The organism is Pararhizobium sp. PWRC1-1 (genome assembly GCF_049897905.1).
Taxonomy (GTDB): Bacteria; Pseudomonadota; Alphaproteobacteria; order Rhizobiales; family Rhizobiaceae; genus Pararhizobium.
This window is the reverse complement of the sequence record NZ_JAFCXE010000007.1, coordinates 248,817-264,250: the sequence shown is the minus strand read 5'-3', so window position 1 is coordinate 264,250 and position 15,434 is coordinate 248,817. Positions and strand designations below refer to the sequence as shown.

14 protein-coding genes are annotated in these 15,434 nt (G+C 60.1%); 3 read left to right on the top strand and 11 right to left on the bottom strand.

Annotation, left to right across the window (positions count from 1 at the left end):
• The 7 genes from ACP7E0_RS13975 to ACP7E0_RS13945 form a co-directional block, all read right to left on the bottom strand.
• Positions 1-303: hypothetical protein (locus tag ACP7E0_RS13975; RefSeq protein ID WP_426125627.1), on the bottom strand; the 303-nt coding region annotated here is incomplete at its 3' end.
• A gap of 203 nt (positions 304-506) precedes the next feature.
• Positions 507-896, bottom strand: a complete 390-nt coding sequence (locus ACP7E0_RS13970; protein WP_426125626.1) for a hypothetical protein — start codon at positions 894-896, stop codon at positions 507-509.
• A 1,306-nt stretch (positions 897-2,202) separates the two neighbouring features.
• Positions 2,203-2,775 carry a hypothetical protein gene (locus ACP7E0_RS13965; protein ID WP_426125625.1) on the bottom strand — a complete coding sequence of 191 codons (573 nt, stop codon included), beginning with the start codon at positions 2,773-2,775 and terminating at the stop codon, positions 2,203-2,205.
• 14 nt (positions 2,776-2,789) lie between these two features.
• Complete coding sequence (locus ACP7E0_RS13960; protein WP_426125624.1) at positions 2,790-4,142, bottom strand: TIR domain-containing protein; 1,353 nt, start codon at positions 4,140-4,142, stop codon at positions 2,790-2,792.
• Between the two features lie 291 nt (positions 4,143-4,433).
• The gene (locus ACP7E0_RS13955; RefSeq protein ID WP_426125623.1) at positions 4,434-4,907 is read right to left on the bottom strand and encodes a DUF3828 domain-containing protein; all 474 of its coding nucleotides are present in this window, start codon (positions 4,905-4,907) and stop codon (positions 4,434-4,436) included.
• A 512-nt stretch (positions 4,908-5,419) separates the two neighbouring features.
• A complete protein-coding gene (uvrB, locus tag ACP7E0_RS13950) occupies positions 5,420-8,554 on the bottom strand; it encodes an excinuclease ABC subunit UvrB (RefSeq protein ID WP_426125622.1) in 3,135 nt (1,044 codons plus the stop codon).
• 109 nt (positions 8,555-8,663) lie between these two features.
• A complete protein-coding gene (locus tag ACP7E0_RS13945) occupies positions 8,664-9,539 on the bottom strand; it encodes an RDD family protein (protein WP_426125621.1) in 876 nt (291 codons plus the stop codon).
• 271 nt (positions 9,540-9,810) lie between these two features.
• Here ACP7E0_RS13945 and ACP7E0_RS13940 point away from each other — a divergent pair, with 271 nt between their 5' ends.
• Positions 9,811-10,164 (top strand): DMT family protein, encoded by a 354-nt coding sequence (locus tag ACP7E0_RS13940; protein WP_426125620.1) that lies wholly within the window; start codon positions 9,811-9,813, stop codon positions 10,162-10,164.
• A gap of 12 nt (positions 10,165-10,176) precedes the next feature.
• Here the strand turns inward: ACP7E0_RS13940 and ACP7E0_RS13935 are convergent, their stop codons facing one another.
• Positions 10,177-11,061 (bottom strand): RDD family protein, encoded by an 885-nt coding sequence (locus tag ACP7E0_RS13935; protein WP_426125619.1) that lies wholly within the window; start codon positions 11,059-11,061, stop codon positions 10,177-10,179.
• Positions 11,062-11,352: 291 nt separating this feature from the next.
• Here ACP7E0_RS13935 and ACP7E0_RS13930 point away from each other — a divergent pair, with 291 nt between their 5' ends.
• On the top strand, positions 11,353-12,138 hold the full coding sequence (locus ACP7E0_RS13930) for a hypothetical protein (protein WP_426125618.1): 786 nt from the start codon (positions 11,353-11,355) through the stop codon (positions 12,136-12,138).
• A gap of 3 nt (positions 12,139-12,141) precedes the next feature.
• Here the strand turns inward: ACP7E0_RS13930 and ACP7E0_RS13925 are convergent, their stop codons facing one another.
• The 3 genes from ACP7E0_RS13925 to ACP7E0_RS13915 form a co-directional block, all read right to left on the bottom strand.
• Positions 12,142-13,005 carry an ATP-binding cassette domain-containing protein gene (locus ACP7E0_RS13925; RefSeq protein WP_426125617.1) on the bottom strand — a complete coding sequence of 288 codons (864 nt, stop codon included), beginning with the start codon at positions 13,003-13,005 and terminating at the stop codon, positions 12,142-12,144.
• 32 nt (positions 13,006-13,037) lie between these two features.
• Complete coding sequence (locus ACP7E0_RS13920; RefSeq protein WP_426125644.1) at positions 13,038-13,817, bottom strand: ABC transporter permease subunit; 780 nt, start codon at positions 13,815-13,817, stop codon at positions 13,038-13,040.
• 170 nt (positions 13,818-13,987) lie between these two features.
• Positions 13,988-14,941, bottom strand: coding sequence for a sulfonate ABC transporter substrate-binding protein (locus ACP7E0_RS13915; RefSeq protein ID WP_426125616.1), 954 nt, complete (start codon positions 14,939-14,941; stop codon positions 13,988-13,990).
• 48 nt (positions 14,942-14,989) lie between these two features.
• Between ACP7E0_RS13915 and ACP7E0_RS13910 the strand changes: the two genes are divergently transcribed.
• Positions 14,990-15,430 carry a hypothetical protein gene (locus tag ACP7E0_RS13910; RefSeq protein ID WP_426125615.1) on the top strand — a complete coding sequence of 147 codons (441 nt, stop codon included), beginning with the start codon at positions 14,990-14,992 and terminating at the stop codon, positions 15,428-15,430.
• Positions 15,431-15,434: the final 4 nt, after the last annotated feature.

Sequence of the window (15,434 nt, the reverse complement as noted above, 5' to 3'; positions counted from 1 at the left end):
ACGCGGCAAGCCTTTCAAGGTCATCATCATTGCCCTCGCACGCAAAATACTCGCCATCGCAAACGCAATCACGAGGGACAAAACAATTTTTTCACAAACGTAGAAACACAGTTGCCAGTGCGCCGCGTCGGCGGCGCGCAGGACTCTCTTGGCAGTTGCGTGGGAGAGTCCATTCACGGGCGCGGAAGCGCCGTGGCTGGATTCCCGCCACAAGGGCGAGAATGACGGAAAGTGAGGGTGGTCCTGCGGGATGCGGCAAAGGCCGGAGCGTGCTGCCCCTTTTTTTCTCCGATGCATCTCCATCCTCCGTCATTCCTGTGCCCGTCACAGAAATCCACTGCGCCGCGTCGGCGGCGCGGGAGACTCTTTGGGTCGTCCGGTTGGAAGAGTCCTTTCACGACGCGGACGCGCCGTGGCTGGATTCCCGCCACAAGGGCGAGAATGACGGAGGGTGAGGGAGGCTCTGTGGCATCCGGCAAAGGCCCGGGGTGGCTCCCGGTCCTTGTTCATTTCGCCACCGGCGGCGTGCGCGGGGGGATTTTTTCCCTGTCGCGGCGGAAGGCGTCGAAGCGGCGTTTGTCGTGGGGCGGGACGGCGGTTCTGGCGATCTCGACGGCGGCGTCCAGAAGCGCCCGCTGCATGGGGTCGCCCCAGGCATAGGTCAGGCCCTGATGGCCGCCATGATCGAGGATGATCTGGGCCTGGCCGCAAAATTCGTCGAAGATCTGGCGCTGCGCGGCGGTCAGGTTGCGCAGGCAGCAGGGCTCGCCGCTGTTTTTGAAATGCCAGAGGCAAGCGTTCTTGCGGCGGCAATCGCGGCGGCGGCAGGCCAGATGCGGCACTGCCAGCATCTCGGCGGTGCGGGCCATCAGCCAGGTCTGGAGGGGAAGGGGCATGTCTCATCTCCGTTGCCTTGTCGCGTGACCGGAGCGTGCGCCGCCATTCACGCGCGAAAAATGGTCACGCGCGAAAAATCTCGCCGTGGTTTGAACATCAGGGGTGGACGGGGCGCTGAGAGCTGCCGCGTTTGATAGTAAAAAGTGACACCTCTCAGCGCCCCGTTCGGCGGTTTTTGCCCGCGACTTGGGTCTCTCTGAGGTGGTGAAGGCGGACGGTGTTCGTCTGACCCGATGGATCCCGGCCGAACCAAGTTGTCGGCAACGATTCACCCGGCCGCCGCCGGATTCTTACACCCGGCGAAACCATCCGCTCAGCCACCCTGTGTGCCGCACAGGCACGCCCGGCGCGCTCTTTCGGGCTTCCAGAGACAAGGGCCAAAACCCCCGTCTCTCCCCGTGTCGCCGGAGGGAGACTATTTTCCGCGAGCCCCGGAGGTGAGGACTTCCGTCTTTCCCTCAAACCCGGCACCGGCCCCGCCTCGCTGCCACGGCTGGCAGTGTATCCGTGGCGGGACGGAAGAAGTATGGCATGGGTTTTGGGGGCGGGGATTTTGGAGGGGTGGTGGGGATGCGGATGGCGATGGGATGGGAGGCAGGGTTTTAGGTTAAGGTGTTGATTTTTTGCTATCTATCTCAGGAAGAAAGATGGAGGTGGCGCATCTTGGTAGCGCTCATGCATCCCCGTCGTCGCTTTATTGCGGTGCGCAGTTCGCTCCTCCGTCTTCCTCGGCCTTGTGCCGGGGATCCAGCCACCGCGCGTCGGCGCGGTGAGAGACTTTCTCTGTTAAGGAGAAAAGAGTTTTGCGCGCCGTGGACACGGCGCACTGGATTCCTGTGACAGGCACAGGAATGACGGAGGGTGGGTTTCCCCGGAGGGAGACCATTTTCCGCGAGCCCCGGAGGTGAGGATTTCCGTCTTTTCCTCAAACCCGGCACCGGCCCCGCCTCGCTGCCACGGCTGGCAGTGTATCCGTGGCGGGATGGGAGAAGTATGCCATGGGTTTTGGGGGAGGGGATTTTGAAGGGAAGGTGGGGGCCTCGCATCGATAAAAACGAACGCTGAGAGTTGGTAAAATATTGGTTTCGCTTCTTCTTTCTTTTAGGGAGATGCGGAAAGGCAGTGTCTCTTGCAGCAGCTTCTTATCCCCACTTTTTGGGAGTTGGAGGCCGTAAGTGCGAGGAAGTACTAAGCGCTTATAAAACCAGTCACCAACCCCGCGAGATGTGGAAAGCACCCGTAGTCGAATTGCAGCATAATGTCATGTCCGGCTTGGTGGCGAACTTACTTACGCAACTCTCCAGTCTACTTGGGGAGTGTCTCAGAGGCAAATGAAGCGAGGGCTGCGCCGATCGCGGACTGGTCAGAACGGTGCCAGGAAATGGGTTTCTCGTCATATCCAATTTCAAGGCCTTCAATTTTTGTGCCGTTTTCACTTAGATGAAGCACAAGGCGCTTCTCTGAGTTGAACGACCCTAGAAGGCTCAACGGTCGGGCAGAGCTTTCAATAGTTAAAGTTCCTTCTAGCGCATTTCCGAAGCGAGCTAGTTGGATGACGACCTTAGAGGTCTCAATACTCATCAAGTTCGAAGTAAACAGTCCGACAAGACCACCCTGTTTGACTTCTTTGGATACTTCACCCGTACCAATGTAATGGCCATCTCCCTTATTCCTTAATGTAACTCGGCAATTTTGAGTTTCCCAGATTCCTTCTATTTCGGTTCCGCCAACATCGAGGGCCGATTTTCCGATCGCTAAACGGCCAATTTGTTGATCCTTAGCCTTCGATTCTGCGTCCAGTAGGTCTGATTCATCAGATTCCCTCGCATCTCTTATTGAGGAAAGGACACCAATCAGGCTTTCATGATGTTCAGGCAAGGAGATAGCTTTTTCTACTCGCTTTCATCGTAGAAACCTGCACTTAACAATTTCTGGGCCAAGTTGCCATCGGCGATGGTCTCACCCAATTGGGCGGCAACTTCATATGCTCGGATCGCCATGCCTGGAATTTTCAGATTCACGTAGCTAACACCCAGATTGTTCCAGGCAGTCCCGCTCCGATCGTCTCGCGGGATGCTTTGATAGTGTAACATCGATAGGTGGTGCTGATTGTCTCCTTCATAAGCTCTAGCCAGTTCAAACCGAACGGATGAGTCATCTGGAGCAACAGACAAACTTACTTCAGCAATTGCTTTGGAAACTTCCACAAGTTTTGCAGTTTTCGAGATCGCGTGCATTGCTTCCACAAATGCAAGTTTTTCTGCGTGGCTTTGTTGGGGGACGCCATGTAGTAGCGCTTTTAAAGTGGTTGCAGACGACAAACCACGTAGATTTTTCTCCGCCTCCAGAGTTTGTATGACGCTGCTAGCCGCAAGTTCCATCCTCTTCGCGAGTTTCGCTGCATCTCGATACGCTCCGGCGGCGCCCGCTTCGTCACCATAGTGTGACAGCCCACTTCCCAGATGTGCCTTTAATTGCGCGTTTTCCGGATACGCATCTGCTCGGTCTCTGAGCAGTTTCAAATCAACTCGACCTCCAGCCGAGATGCGTGCAATCTCAATCCATGCCTCCCATTCGGCGACTGATTCAGGCGAAGTTATGAGCTTTGAAGCTCGGAATGCGGCGTCAACTTGCAAAGTTTCTGCTCCGTCATCCCGAAGCATGGCGAAGAAAATCGCTCGACGATAATCCTCGAGTCTCCAATCCGGCGAGGGGCTTTGGGCAGTAACTGCAGGTTGTGTTTCCACCTTGGGTGCATCTTCTGCCTCTTGCAAATCTCTATTTGGTCTTTGGCGTGCGCCTAAGTGCCTCATAGCTGTACGAATTTTGTTGCAGGCTGGCCCCAAGGCGGTCTCGGGATTACTCAGTAGAGCGGGTTCAAAATCTTCTGGATAAATACCGTTTAAGTCTGTTGGCAGGTGCGGGACCGCGCCTCTCGGGCTAATCAAAAATGTCCTTTTTCGGCCAAGCCGCCCCATAAACAGACCTAACTCGAAAATCACGTTGTCGCGAACGGTCTTGAGTTCTTGGCCTCGAATATTAGTGATGTCATCCGGCGAGCAGATAAATACCGCAAAATCGGCTTTTTCTAACGAATTCTCTAAAGCCTCTAAAGGGAAGTGAGAGGGTGGAAAGGCAGAGGTCCACACCGTCGTTGAAGCGTCATATTCTAACGAGGTCTGAACAGCCCGAGCTAGCTCTATGTTTTCGACAGAAGAACCAATGAAGAGATGCAATTTGCTCATTCGCGTGCTGTAGCCCTATCAACGAGAGGTGTCGAAGCTACTTATCCCACTGGTTGCACAAGACAACAATCCTATTCGGCTGGATTATGATATCAACCATTTTCCCGCAATCGCAAAAGAACTACGCCGTCGTCTGGGTCATCCCCCGCAACGGGCGAGGGTAGAGATTGCTTTCATGTAGCTTGAACGTTAAGCCTTCGCCGCCTCCGGAGGGATTTGGCGCCAATAGCGCCACAGTGGATTCCTAACAATACAATTACTTAAGTATCAAGGGTCGGTGAGTCTGAGGCACTACTGCGCCCCATCAAACAACGCACTCAGGCTCCACGGGTATTCGCCCTGCTGGTTGGCGATGTCGTCGACTTTCCAGCCGCCGTGTTCCTTGACCAGCGTGTAGTAGAGCGTCACCGGCTCGGAATTCTTGAACGTCACCTCGACCTCGGCGGTATCGTCGAGGACGATCGGCTGGCCGACGTCGACGTCGGTGGCTGCGCCGTCCTGGCCTGATATCACCGGGTCGAAATCGATGGTGCCGCTGTCGCCGGGTTCGGTCGTGTCGGCATCGTCCTGGAAGCGGGCGTTCAGCTGGTCGGAGAAGAACGGCGAATAGAGCGACGGCGCGTTTTCGGCGGTTTTTGATGTGTCATAGCTGTAGAGCGCCTTGAGCAGCGCTTCCGGAGTCTTGTAGGTCTGGGCGGCGGCGGGCAGGGCCGAGAGCGCCGACAGGGCGCAGAAGGCGGACAGGAAGAGGGCGGGCATGCGCATGGCGGGTCCTTTGGCGGCGGGTGTTGGTTGAGGAGTAGCCGATGGGCGGTGGTCTGGCCATGCAGCATTTTTGGGGATGTGGGTGGGGGAGTACGAAAGGCCTCGGTTGACTTGCCCCTCACCCTAGCCCTCTCCCCGCGCGCGGGGAGAGGGGATGACGGAGGTTGCCGCGACTTTGCTGGCCAGTGGGCGATTTTCGGGTTGGGAGAAAGGGAGAGTTTGCCGCTGTTCCTTCTCCCCGTTCCGACGGGGAGAAGGTGCCCGACAGGGCGGATGAGGGGCGGCGCGGCCGGAGTTGGAAAGGGTGCCTTCGGCCCCTTCATCCGGTCCTACGGGCCACCTTCTCCCCGCTGGGGAGAAGAGGGAGCGGGTGGAGTTTGAGGATGGCCCCCTCTGTCGGCAAAGTCGGCATCTCCCCACAAGGCGGAGATTGGGGCTGTGGGTGTGGTTGTCACCCCACCCCGGCGCGGTGCGCCGCCCCCCCTCAAGGGGAGGGTGTTACCAGGAGGGTGTTATTGGCCGGGGCGGCCGGTTTTGCCCTTGGTTTTCTTCTGGCGCTTGAGGTCGCCGGCGTCCTCGTAGGAGCCGGCGCCGGATTTGGCGCGGATGAAGGGTTTGGGGTCGTCGGCGCTGGATCCTCGGCCCGAGGATGACGGAGCGGAGGTGGATGACGCAGAAGAAGCGTCGTGCTTTTCCGGTTGGCCTTCGAGCAGCGGCGAGAAGCGTTTTCCGGGGTCGGTCTTCGGCTTTTCCGGCAGCTTGCCGCTGGTGTTCATCGGTTTTTCGGTGCGGCCGACGGTCATTTCGTCGAGGTCGTTCTTGCGGAACAGGCTGCGGGCGGGCGTGGCGATGTCCTGGCCCATCTCGTCGAGGTTGGGTTTACGGAATCCGGATTGACCCTCAGTGCCCACAGGCGGGCGGGAACCGTCCGGGGATGCCGCGCGGGCCGGGCGGGTCATGTCGGTGCCTGGGCCCATGTCGTCGAGCGACGGTTTGGCGAAGAGGCTGGTGGCTTGCCCCTCATCAGCCCTGCCGGGCACCTTCTCCCCGCCGGCGGGGAGAAGAGACTCGCGGCTGGCTTTGCCGCTCTTCTTGCCGCCGCCTTCCATCGCCCGTGCTTCCTGGCGGGCCATCGGGTCGTCCATGACGGCGAGTTCGGCGGCTTTGAGGCGTTTGATTTCGTCGCGCAGGCGCGCGGCGGTCTCGAAATCGAGATCGGCGGCGGCGTTGCGCATCTGCTTTTCGAGCGCTTCGAGATGGGCGGCGAGATTGTTGCCGACCATGTCGGTGATGCCGCCCTTGACGCCCCTGATGCCGATATCGGCACGGACATGGTCCTTTTCGTAGACCGAATCGAGGATGTCGGAAATGCGGGCCTTGACCGATTCCGGGGTGATGCCGTGGGCCTCGTTATAGGCCACCTGCTTTTCGCGGCGGCGCGAGGTTTCCTCCATGGCGCGCTTCATCGAGCCGGTGATGTTGTCGGCATAAAGGATGACCTTGCCGTCGACGTTGCGCGCGGCGCGGCCGATGGTCTGGACCAGCGAGGTTTCCGAGCGCAAAAAGCCTTCCTTGTCGGCATCGAGGATGGCGACGAAGCCGCATTCGGGAATGTCGAGGCCTTCGCGCAAAAGGTTGATACCGACGAGCACGTCGAAGGCGCCGAGGCGCAGATCGCGGATGATCTCGATGCGCTCCAGCGTGTCGATATCCGAGTGCATATAGCGGACGCGAATCCCCTGTTCGTGCAGATATTCGGTGAGGTCTTCGGCCATGCGCTTGGTGAGCACGGTGACCAGCGTGCGGTAGCCGGCCAGCGCGGTCTCGCGGATTTCGCCAAGCACGTCGTCGACCTGGGATTTTGCCGGGCGGACTTCCACCGGCGGATCGATCAGGCCGGTCGGGCGGATGACCTGTTCGGCAAAGACGCCGCCGGCCTGTTCCATCTCCCACGCCGCCGGCGTTGCCGACACGGCGATCGTGTCGGGCCGCATGGCGTCCCATTCCTCGAAGCGCAAGGGACGGTTGTCCATGCAGGACGGCAGGCGGAAACCGTACTCGGCCAAGGTTGCCTTGCGCCTGAAGTCGCCCCGGTACATGCCGCCGATCTGGCTGACGGAGACGTGGCTTTCGTCGATGAACAAAAGGGCGTTGTCGGGGATATATTCGAACAAAGTCGGCGGCGGCTCGCCGGGACTGCGGCCGGTGAGGTAGCGCGAATAGTTCTCGATGCCGGCGCAGGAGCCGGTCGCCTCGAGCATCTCGATATCGTAGCGGGTGCGCTGCTCCAGCCGCTGGGCTTCCAAGAGACGGCCGCCCTTTTCCAGCTCGGCCAAACGGAGCTTCAGCTCCTCCTTGATCGACTTGATCGCCTGGTTGAGCGTCGGGCGCGGCGTCACGTAGTGGGAATTGGCGTAGATTTTCACCGATTTCAGGTCGTCGGTCTTCTGGCCGGTCAAGGGATCGAACTCGGTGATGCCGTCGATCTCGTCGCCGAACATCGAGATACGCCAGGCTGCGTCTTCCAGGTGGGCCGGGAAGATTTCGATCGTGTCGCCACGGACCCGGAAACTACCGCGCTGAAAATCCATGTCGCGGCGCTTGTATTGCTGGGCGACGAGATCGGCGAGCAATTGCCGCTGGTCGAGCCGGTCGCCGACCGTCATCTGGAAGGTCATGGCGGTATAGGTCTCGACCGAGCCGATACCATAGATGCACGAGACCGAGGCGACGATGATGACGTCGTCGCGCTCGATCAGCGAACGGGTGGCGGAGTGGCGCATGCGGTCGATCTGCTCGTTGATCGAACTCTCCTTCTCGATGAAGGTATCCGAGCGCGGCACATAGGCTTCCGGCTGGTAATAATCGTAGTAGGAGACGAAATATTCCACCGCGTTGTCGGGAAAGAAGTTCTTGAACTCGGAATAGAGCTGCGCCGCCAAGGTCTTGTTCGGCGCCAGGATGACGGCGGGGCGCTGGGTGGCCTCGATCACCTTGGCCATGGTGAAGGTCTTGCCCGAGCCGGTGACGCCGAGCAGCACCTGGCTGCGGTCGCCATTCGACAGGCCCTCGACGAGATCCTTGATGGCGGTCGGCTGGTCGCCGGCGGGCTCGAAATCGGACTGCATGCGGATGGCGATGCCGCCCTCGGATTTTTCCGGGCGGGCCGGCCGGTGCGGCGTCCACAGCTTGCCGTCCTTGAACAGCGGATTGCCGCTCTCGATCAGCGCCGACAGGGCCTCGACAGTGGCGGTGACGGCGGAGGGGGCGAGCGCATCCTCAAGCGCCGTGTCCATACCGGCCACGGGGTTCAGCCCGGCGGCGGCGCGGGCTTTCGGGTCGGACGTGCCGCCCATCGAGGTGCCACGGGCACTTCTGCTCGCGCCAACGCCCTCGTTTGCTTTATCGTTTTTCGCCTTCTGGGCGGCGATCTCGACCTTCTTGCGGTGCTTGCCGGCCTTGGAGGCAACGTCGTGGCGGGTCTCGATGGTCTCGGCCTCGGCCATGCGTTGCAGCTCGTTGGCCCAGTCGGCAACATTCGACGACAGCGAGCCGGACGACAGGGGGGCGCCTTCGAACGAGGCCTGGGGAGCTTCCTCGAAGCCGCCAAGGTCGGGATGGGGGGATTTTTTCGGTGCTTTCGACATGAAGGGAATATGGAGAGAGTCCGGCGAAATGTGAAGGGGGCAATGAGTACAAAAAGGCAACGGGATGGTGGGCTACTGCCAGTTTCTGACAGCAGAACACAGGTGTCCGTCAGTGTGCCTTCCCTGCCGCTCGGGAGGATGACCGGTCCTGCTGCACGACGGTGCAACCGGCAATCCGGTCATAGTAGGTCTGGCCACGCCAGGACAGAAACGGCAGCAACCACCAGAGCAATTGTCCTATGCCGCAACCAATGACCAGCACGGCAGATAACGGCAAGTTCGTCGCACTCATCTCGCGTGCTTGGGCAATCAGATAACCAAAAAAATCGGGTCTCAGTAAAGTATGCAAAGTCGTCGCGATGCTCGCAATGCTGCCGATCATCAGCGGTGCGAATTTCAGCAGTTCTCGCCGTGCGGCCCGGTGAAGGCCCGGCGCGATGCCATAAGGTGTCATCACCTTCAACCTGAAAAGCCGTTTCCCGGGTGTGCGACGGCCATTGGCGGTGAAACAAATGAAGAGGCCAGTGATGGCAGCGAGCGGCAAAGATGATGTCAAGATTTGCGAAAGCAGTGCGGACCGCATTTCGCCGGGTGGAAGCGGAGCGCCGTTCTCGTCGGATGCCACAGTAACCCATTTCGACCAAGTATTGAGCCCTCTTGTCTTGGTGGTGGTGGACGTAAAGACGTAACCGGTCCTGTCAAACGGAAACGTCTTGCGGCAGAGGGTGTTTGTTCGCTCCAGCCCGAATTCCAGCGGCCATCCACTATCGACCTGCGCCACCAACGGGCTCGGTGGAGCGGGGCGGCATTCGGTATAGATCATGGTACTGACCCCGATATTCCATGGGCTAAGCACGCTAATCACCAGCATAACAGCGGAGATTGCGATGTAGAACAGAATGATGTCGATGATGAATGCGAGCCCACGACGCCAGAAAAGACGTTGCGGACCATCCGCGTAGCGCGGCGCTGAAGATGCAGTCATAAAATCCCCGGGTGTATTTTTTCTCGATACTTAAATCCTCTCGCGAGCGAGTCAACGTCTGATTGCATAAGAGCGTGGCCGCGGCGCTGTAGATAGCGGGCAGAATAACAAAGGCCGACCTGTCAAGAAGTGCACGCGGGAGATGGTGTGCTTTCAACTTCACATCGTTTTGAGTTCGGCGAAAGGTCCGCGCCGGTTTCCGGCTTGAACGGCGGAGGATTGGCGGTACATGCTTGCCCGCCTATCACACCATTGTCCCAAGGATTCGCTGATGCCTTTTTCGCTGAATACGGCCGCCGTGCTGCCGATCGTGCTGCTCGTCCTGTCGAATGTCTTTATGACCTTCGCCTGGTACGGGCATCTGAAATACACGTCGTCACCGCTCTATATGGCCATTATCGTCAGCTGGGGCATTGCCTTTTTCGAATATTGCCTGGCTGTTCCGGCCAACCGGATCGGCCATGAGGTCTATTCGGCGGCGCAGTTGAAGACCATGCAGGAGGTGATCACGCTAGTGGTCTTTGCCGGTTTCTCAGTGTTCTGGCTGAAGGAATCGCTGACCTGGAACCACGCCGTCGGCTTCTGCATGATCGCGGGCGGCGCGGCGTTCGTGTTCAAGGGGTAGGTTGCGCAGCTGCTAGTGCTGGTGAGGGGTGGACGCGTCTTCGGTTGCGTCGGACCGCAGCACGATGCAGCCGGCGAGGCGGTCGTAAACGGTTTGGCCGCGCCACGGGATGAACGGGCCAAGCCACCAGAGGGCGCTGAGGAGCCAGGCGACGAGGCCGACGGCGAACAGCGTGCTGAAATCGGGCGTCTGCATGTCGCGGGCGGCATGGATGACATCGATGAATTCACCGGAGGCCAGCGTCGATAGCCCCGGCAGGTTTTGGGCTGCATGAATGGTGACGGCGATCCCGAGAAGGCAGGGTGGCAGAAATTTCCAGACTTCCCTGGTCAGGCATTGTTTGAATGACGGCACGGAGCCCGCGACATTGACGATGCGCAGGAACATCAGGGCCTTGCCGGGTGTGCGTCGGCCGGATGCCGTTATTCTCGCTGTTGCCAGAACGAATAGCGCCATGAAGAAAAGCTGAAGGAGGATGTTGGACGCCGTGCTGCCTCCGGAAATATCCAGCGGGATGGCGTTTCCGTCCGGGTCGATGCCGATCGACACGAAGCGGGTGGAGGCCGTTCCGTCCGCGGTCTTGGCAACTGTCGATATGAAGAATCGCTGCTGCGTGCCGATGCTGGAATTGATGCAGATCTGGTTTGTCCGGGTTTCGCCGTCAGCCAGTGGCCATTCGGTTTCGACCTGATGGATCAGCGGGCTGTCGGTTGTGACCGCGCAGCTCGTCGATTGCCCGATGTAAAAGCCGAGGTTCCAGCCGGTGAGGGCCTGCAGCGGCAGGGCCAGTACCATCAGGATGCTGTAGAAAACCGCCATATCGACAACGAATGCGACGGCACGCCGCCAGAAAAGGCGCGGCGGTCGTGTCGTGGCCATGGACATACCAGCGGTCATCGAATCCCCCATCGACGGTTCCTCATTGCGGGGGTTCATAGGGGGTCTTGCCAGTCTCCGACAATGGGCAGCGCGGGCTTTTCGCGTGCAGTTTTTCGCGGATTGACATTTTCCGGCTATGGCGGCATTGCGCAGGTCCGATCTTGGCTAAAGTTTCCCCCTGATCGTCCGCCTGATCCCCATGGCCGGGCGTGAAGAATTGGTCGGCAGGCGGCAGTGTCTGTCTTCACGGCGGCACGGTCTTGGAAAGCTTGGAATGTGCCGGGCGCAAGCATCGGCGTGCAGACAGGAATGAACGGGACCGGCATGCTTCTCTTGAAACTGACTTTGGTTCCCTTTTTTCTGTTTGCCGTTTCTATGGCGGCCGTGCGCTGGGGCCCGGGCGTGGCCGGTTGGCTTGCCGGCCTGCCGATCGTGGCAGGGCCGATCCTCTATCTGCTGGTGCTGGAACAGGGGGCGGTTTTTGGCGTGGGCGCGGCCGCCGCGGCCCTGTCGGCAATCTTTGCCTCTGAGGCCTTCAATCTCGCCTATGCCTGGACCTGCCGCTGGTATCACTACTGTATCGCAGCGGTGATGGGGATGGCCGCGTGGTTCATAGCCGCCATCGGTTTGACCAGTCTACCGGGCACACCGGCCGTTGCACTTGGTGCAGCGCTGCTGGGCGTCGTCTTCGCGCAGACATTTTTGCCGCGAACCAATGCGGCCAGCAAGGTGATATCGATTACCCGGACCGACCTGGCTATGCGCATGATTGCCGGTGCCGTCCTGACACTTGCCGTGACGATGCTGTCGGCCTCGCTTGGTGCACAATGGAGCGGTGTTCTGACAGTGTTTCCGCTGTTGGGATTGATCCTGTCAGTATCGTCGCAGCGGGCCTATGGGCCGGACTTCGTTGTCCGGCTGTTGCGCGGCATGGTGCTGGGGCGTTTTTCGTTTGCGGCCTTCTGCCTGTGCCTGATCTGGATGCTGCCCAGGCAGAATGCCGAGATCGCATTTCTGGTCTCGTCCGCCGTTTCCGTCAGCGTTCAATGGGCGAGCAGGCAGCTGGCCGCCGCCCTGCGCCGGACCACGGCGTAGAGATCAATCAGCGCCGCCAAACATGTCGAGGATCTTTCCTTCCAGCCGCGCCAGTTCCGGCGAGCCGTGACGGCGGGGACGCTCAAGCGGGATATCGAGATCGAGCGCGATCCTGCCATGGTCGATGACGATGACGCGGTCGGCGAGCGCCACGGCTTCCGCAACGTCATGGGTAACCAGCACGGCGGTGAATGTCTGCTGTTGCCAGATGCTTTCGAGCAGATGCTGCATCTCGATGCGGGTCAGCGCATCAAGCGCGCCGAGCGGCTCGTCGAGCGCCAGAATGTAGGGGTGGGCGACAAGCGCGCGGGCAAGGGCGACGCGCTGGCGCTGGCCGCCGGACAGAACGGACGGCCATTCTTCGGCACGGTCGGCAAGGCCGACCTCGTTGAGGATGGCGAGCGACTTTTCGCGGGCTTCCGCGCCCTTGGCGATGCCGGTCAGGCCGACCTCGACATTCTTGGCGATCCTGGCCCAAGGCAGAAGGCGGGGCTCCTGAAACATGATGCGGGTACGGTTTTCGCCTTGCGCACCCTTGTTGACCGTCAACGTGCCGGAGGTCGGCTTGTCGAGGCCGGTCAGCAGCCGCAGCAGCGTGCTCTTGCCGCAGCCGCTCTTGCCGATGACGGCGATGAACTGGCCGGCGGGCACATCGAGATCGATATTGTCGAGCACGGTCTTGTCGCCGAACTTGCGGCTGATGCCCCGGAAGGAAAAGGCGATGTCGCGGTTTTCCCGCTCGCGCGGCTTGGGAGCGGCATAGGGGAACCATTGGCCCGGGGCGGTTTCGCGCAAAGCCCGCGCCTCCGCCGTTTCCTTGGCCGGATGAGCTGGCTTGATTTTTTGATCGAGGGCGATGACGGACATTTTTGGTACTCCGTATTTCGTTTCGCGAGAAATCAGGCGGTCTGGAAGGCGGGATGCCATTGCAGCGTCAGCCGTTCCAGCAACCGGGCAAAACTGTCGGCGAGCTTGCCGAGCAGGGCGTAGATCAGGATCGACAGCACGACGACGTCGATCAACAGGAACTCGCGGGCCTGCATGGCCATGTAGCCGAGGCCGGAGGAGGCGGCGATGGTTTCGGCGACGATCAGCGTCAGCCACATGATCCCCAGCGCATAGCGCAGGCCGACGAAGATGGCGGGCAGGGCGCCGGGCAGGATGACCCGGAAGAACAGCGTGGTGCGCGACATGCCATAGACGCGGCCCATCTCGACCAGCTGCGGATCGACGCTCTGGATGCCGAGCAGCGTGTTGACATAGATCGGGAAGAACACGCCGAGCGCTACAAGAAAGAGCTTTGCCTCTTCATCGATACCAAACCAGAGGATGACCAGTGGGATCAGCGCCAGGTGCGGAATGTTGCGGACCATCTGCAGCGTCGTATCGGTCAGATTGCGCGACAGGCCCGAAAGGCCGTTGGCAAGGCCGAAGATCAGGCCGATCGAGCCGCCGATGACGAAGCCGGACAAAGCGCGGGCGGTGCTGACGCCGATATTGCGGACGAGCTCACCCGAGAGCAGCAGGCGCCAGAAGGCTTCGGCGACGGCGGACGGGGCTGCCATGACATTCGGCGAGATCAGCCCGGTGCGGGCGGCAATTTCCCAGGCGAGAACGATCAGGGCCGGCAAAAGCCAGCCCGTGCCATTGCGCAGGATCGATTGACCTGTGGATTTCATCATCTGCCCTTTGCTTCGATTGTTTCCGGCTTCGATTGTTTCCGCTGTCCTGGAAACGCGAAAACACTCTGTCTCTTTGTTTTTACGAAGACCGCTGCGCACCCTTGCTGGAACCGCTCCCTCGTGTGCCGGCCCGGATCGACCGGCACACCGCATTTCCTGGGAGGAAATCAGTTTGTCGGTGCCGTCCAGACGGCATCCGATATAGTGATCTGCTTGGGGATCAGGCCGAGCTTGAAGAACCGGTCGGCGGTCTGCTGCTGGCTGGCGATGATCTCCGGGGTGATCGGTTCGATGCCGAACTTACTGCGGTTGGCGGCAATCGTCTGGGCTTCCAGCGGCACGCCGGTCACCTCATGCAGCGCCTCGGCCACCTTGTCGCGGTTGGCATCGGCCCAGACGGCGGCTTCCTTCAGGGCGGCAATAGTGGCCGTTACCGTCTCCGGATGTTCCTTGGCGAAGTCACGATTGGCGAGGAAATAGGTCTTGACGCTCAGGGTCTCGGCCGAGGTAGTGAGGACACGCGGCTTGTAACGGGTCTCGGCGATGGCGAAGAAGGGATCCCAGACGGCCCAGGCGTCGATCTTGTCGCTGGCAAAGGCTGCGGCCGCATCGGCGGAGCTCAGATAGACAGCGGTGATGTCCTTGAAATCGATGCCGGCCTTTTCCAGTGCTGCAACGACAAGGTTATGGGCGCTGGTGCCCTTGCCGACGCCGATCGTCTTGCCCTTGAGATCGGCAAGCGACTGGATCGGCGAGTCCGGCTTGACGAAGATGGCTTCGCCGGCGCCGTTGGAGGGAAGGGCGGCGACATAGGTGATGGCGGAACCGGCGGCCTGGCCGAAGATCGGCGGCGCATCGCCAGTCCAGCCGACATTGATCGAGCCGACATTCAGCGCTTCGACCAGCGGCGGGCCGGCGGTGAATTCGACCCAGGAGACGGTGATGCCCTTCGGCTCGAGCGCCTTCTCGATGATCTTCTGCTGGCGGGCGATCACCGGCAGGCCGGTCTTCTGATAGCCGATCTTGAACTCGGTCAGTTCAGCGGCAGACAGGCCGGTAGCGGCAAACAGGCTGGCGGCGATGAGGCCGGCGCCGAACAGGCGTCTTGTCAGTGTGTACATCGATCCCTCTTATGGTTGGCGGACGCTGTTTCCGCTGGACGTGGGATCATGCTAGTTAAATCTATTGGAATTATAGAGTTTATTTATTTTGTAGATTGGACCTGCACGGAAACGCTTTTCCGTGATGGCAGGGCATTCGGCGGGATTTTTCCGTTGCCGGTTGTCACCGGCATAAGCCGGGCGATGCGGTGGCGGCGGCGGATGCGGCAGGGTAATGTCGCGTTCGGCGCTGGACCTCGCAATTTGCGCAATTTTCTCCCTTGGCCGAATCTGCCATATCAACGGCCGGATTTGCCGATCTATCCGGGAGTTTTATTGCAAGTGATTGATGAAGGTTTCTTCTATCCCCGCACACCTGTTGCGATCGTTGCCCTTGGTGATTCCGGGGAGGCGTTGCTGATCCGCGCCATACTGGAAAATCTTGGGGCGGCGGTGCTTCTGAATCTGCCCGGAACGCCTGGCGATGCTATCAAGTGCCTGCAGCGGTAGGAGA

What these genes read in the sequence shown, in the direction of transcription:
- ACP7E0_RS13970 (WP_426125626.1), bottom strand. Translation starts at nt 896, where the DNA reads ATGCCCCTTCCCCTCCAGACCTGGCTGATGGCCCGCACCGCCGAGATG.
- ACP7E0_RS13960 (WP_426125624.1), bottom strand. Translation starts at nt 4,142, where the DNA reads ATGAGCAAATTGCATCTCTTCATTGGTTCTTCTGTCGAAAACATAGAG.
- ACP7E0_RS13955 (WP_426125623.1), bottom strand. Translation starts at nt 4,907, where the DNA reads ATGCGCATGCCCGCCCTCTTCCTGTCCGCCTTCTGCGCCCTGTCGGCG.
- uvrB (WP_426125622.1), bottom strand. Translation starts at nt 8,554, where the DNA reads ATGTCGAAAGCACCGAAAAAATCCCCCCATCCCGACCTTGGCGGCTTC.
- ACP7E0_RS13945 (WP_426125621.1), bottom strand. Translation starts at nt 9,539, where the DNA reads ATGACTGCATCTTCAGCGCCGCGCTACGCGGATGGTCCGCAACGTCTT.
- ACP7E0_RS13940 (WP_426125620.1), top strand. Translation starts at nt 9,811, where the DNA reads ATGCCTTTTTCGCTGAATACGGCCGCCGTGCTGCCGATCGTGCTGCTC.
- ACP7E0_RS13935 (WP_426125619.1), bottom strand. Translation starts at nt 11,061, where the DNA reads ATGACCGCTGGTATGTCCATGGCCACGACACGACCGCCGCGCCTTTTC.
- ACP7E0_RS13930 (WP_426125618.1), top strand. Translation starts at nt 11,353, where the DNA reads ATGAACGGGACCGGCATGCTTCTCTTGAAACTGACTTTGGTTCCCTTT.
- ACP7E0_RS13925 (WP_426125617.1), bottom strand. Translation starts at nt 13,005, where the DNA reads ATGTCCGTCATCGCCCTCGATCAAAAAATCAAGCCAGCTCATCCGGCC.
- ACP7E0_RS13920 (WP_426125644.1), bottom strand. Translation starts at nt 13,817, where the DNA reads ATGAAATCCACAGGTCAATCGATCCTGCGCAATGGCACGGGCTGGCTT.
- ACP7E0_RS13915 (WP_426125616.1), bottom strand. Translation starts at nt 14,941, where the DNA reads ATGTACACACTGACAAGACGCCTGTTCGGCGCCGGCCTCATCGCCGCC.
- ACP7E0_RS13910 (WP_426125615.1), top strand. Translation starts at nt 14,990, where the DNA reads ATGCTAGTTAAATCTATTGGAATTATAGAGTTTATTTATTTTGTAGAT.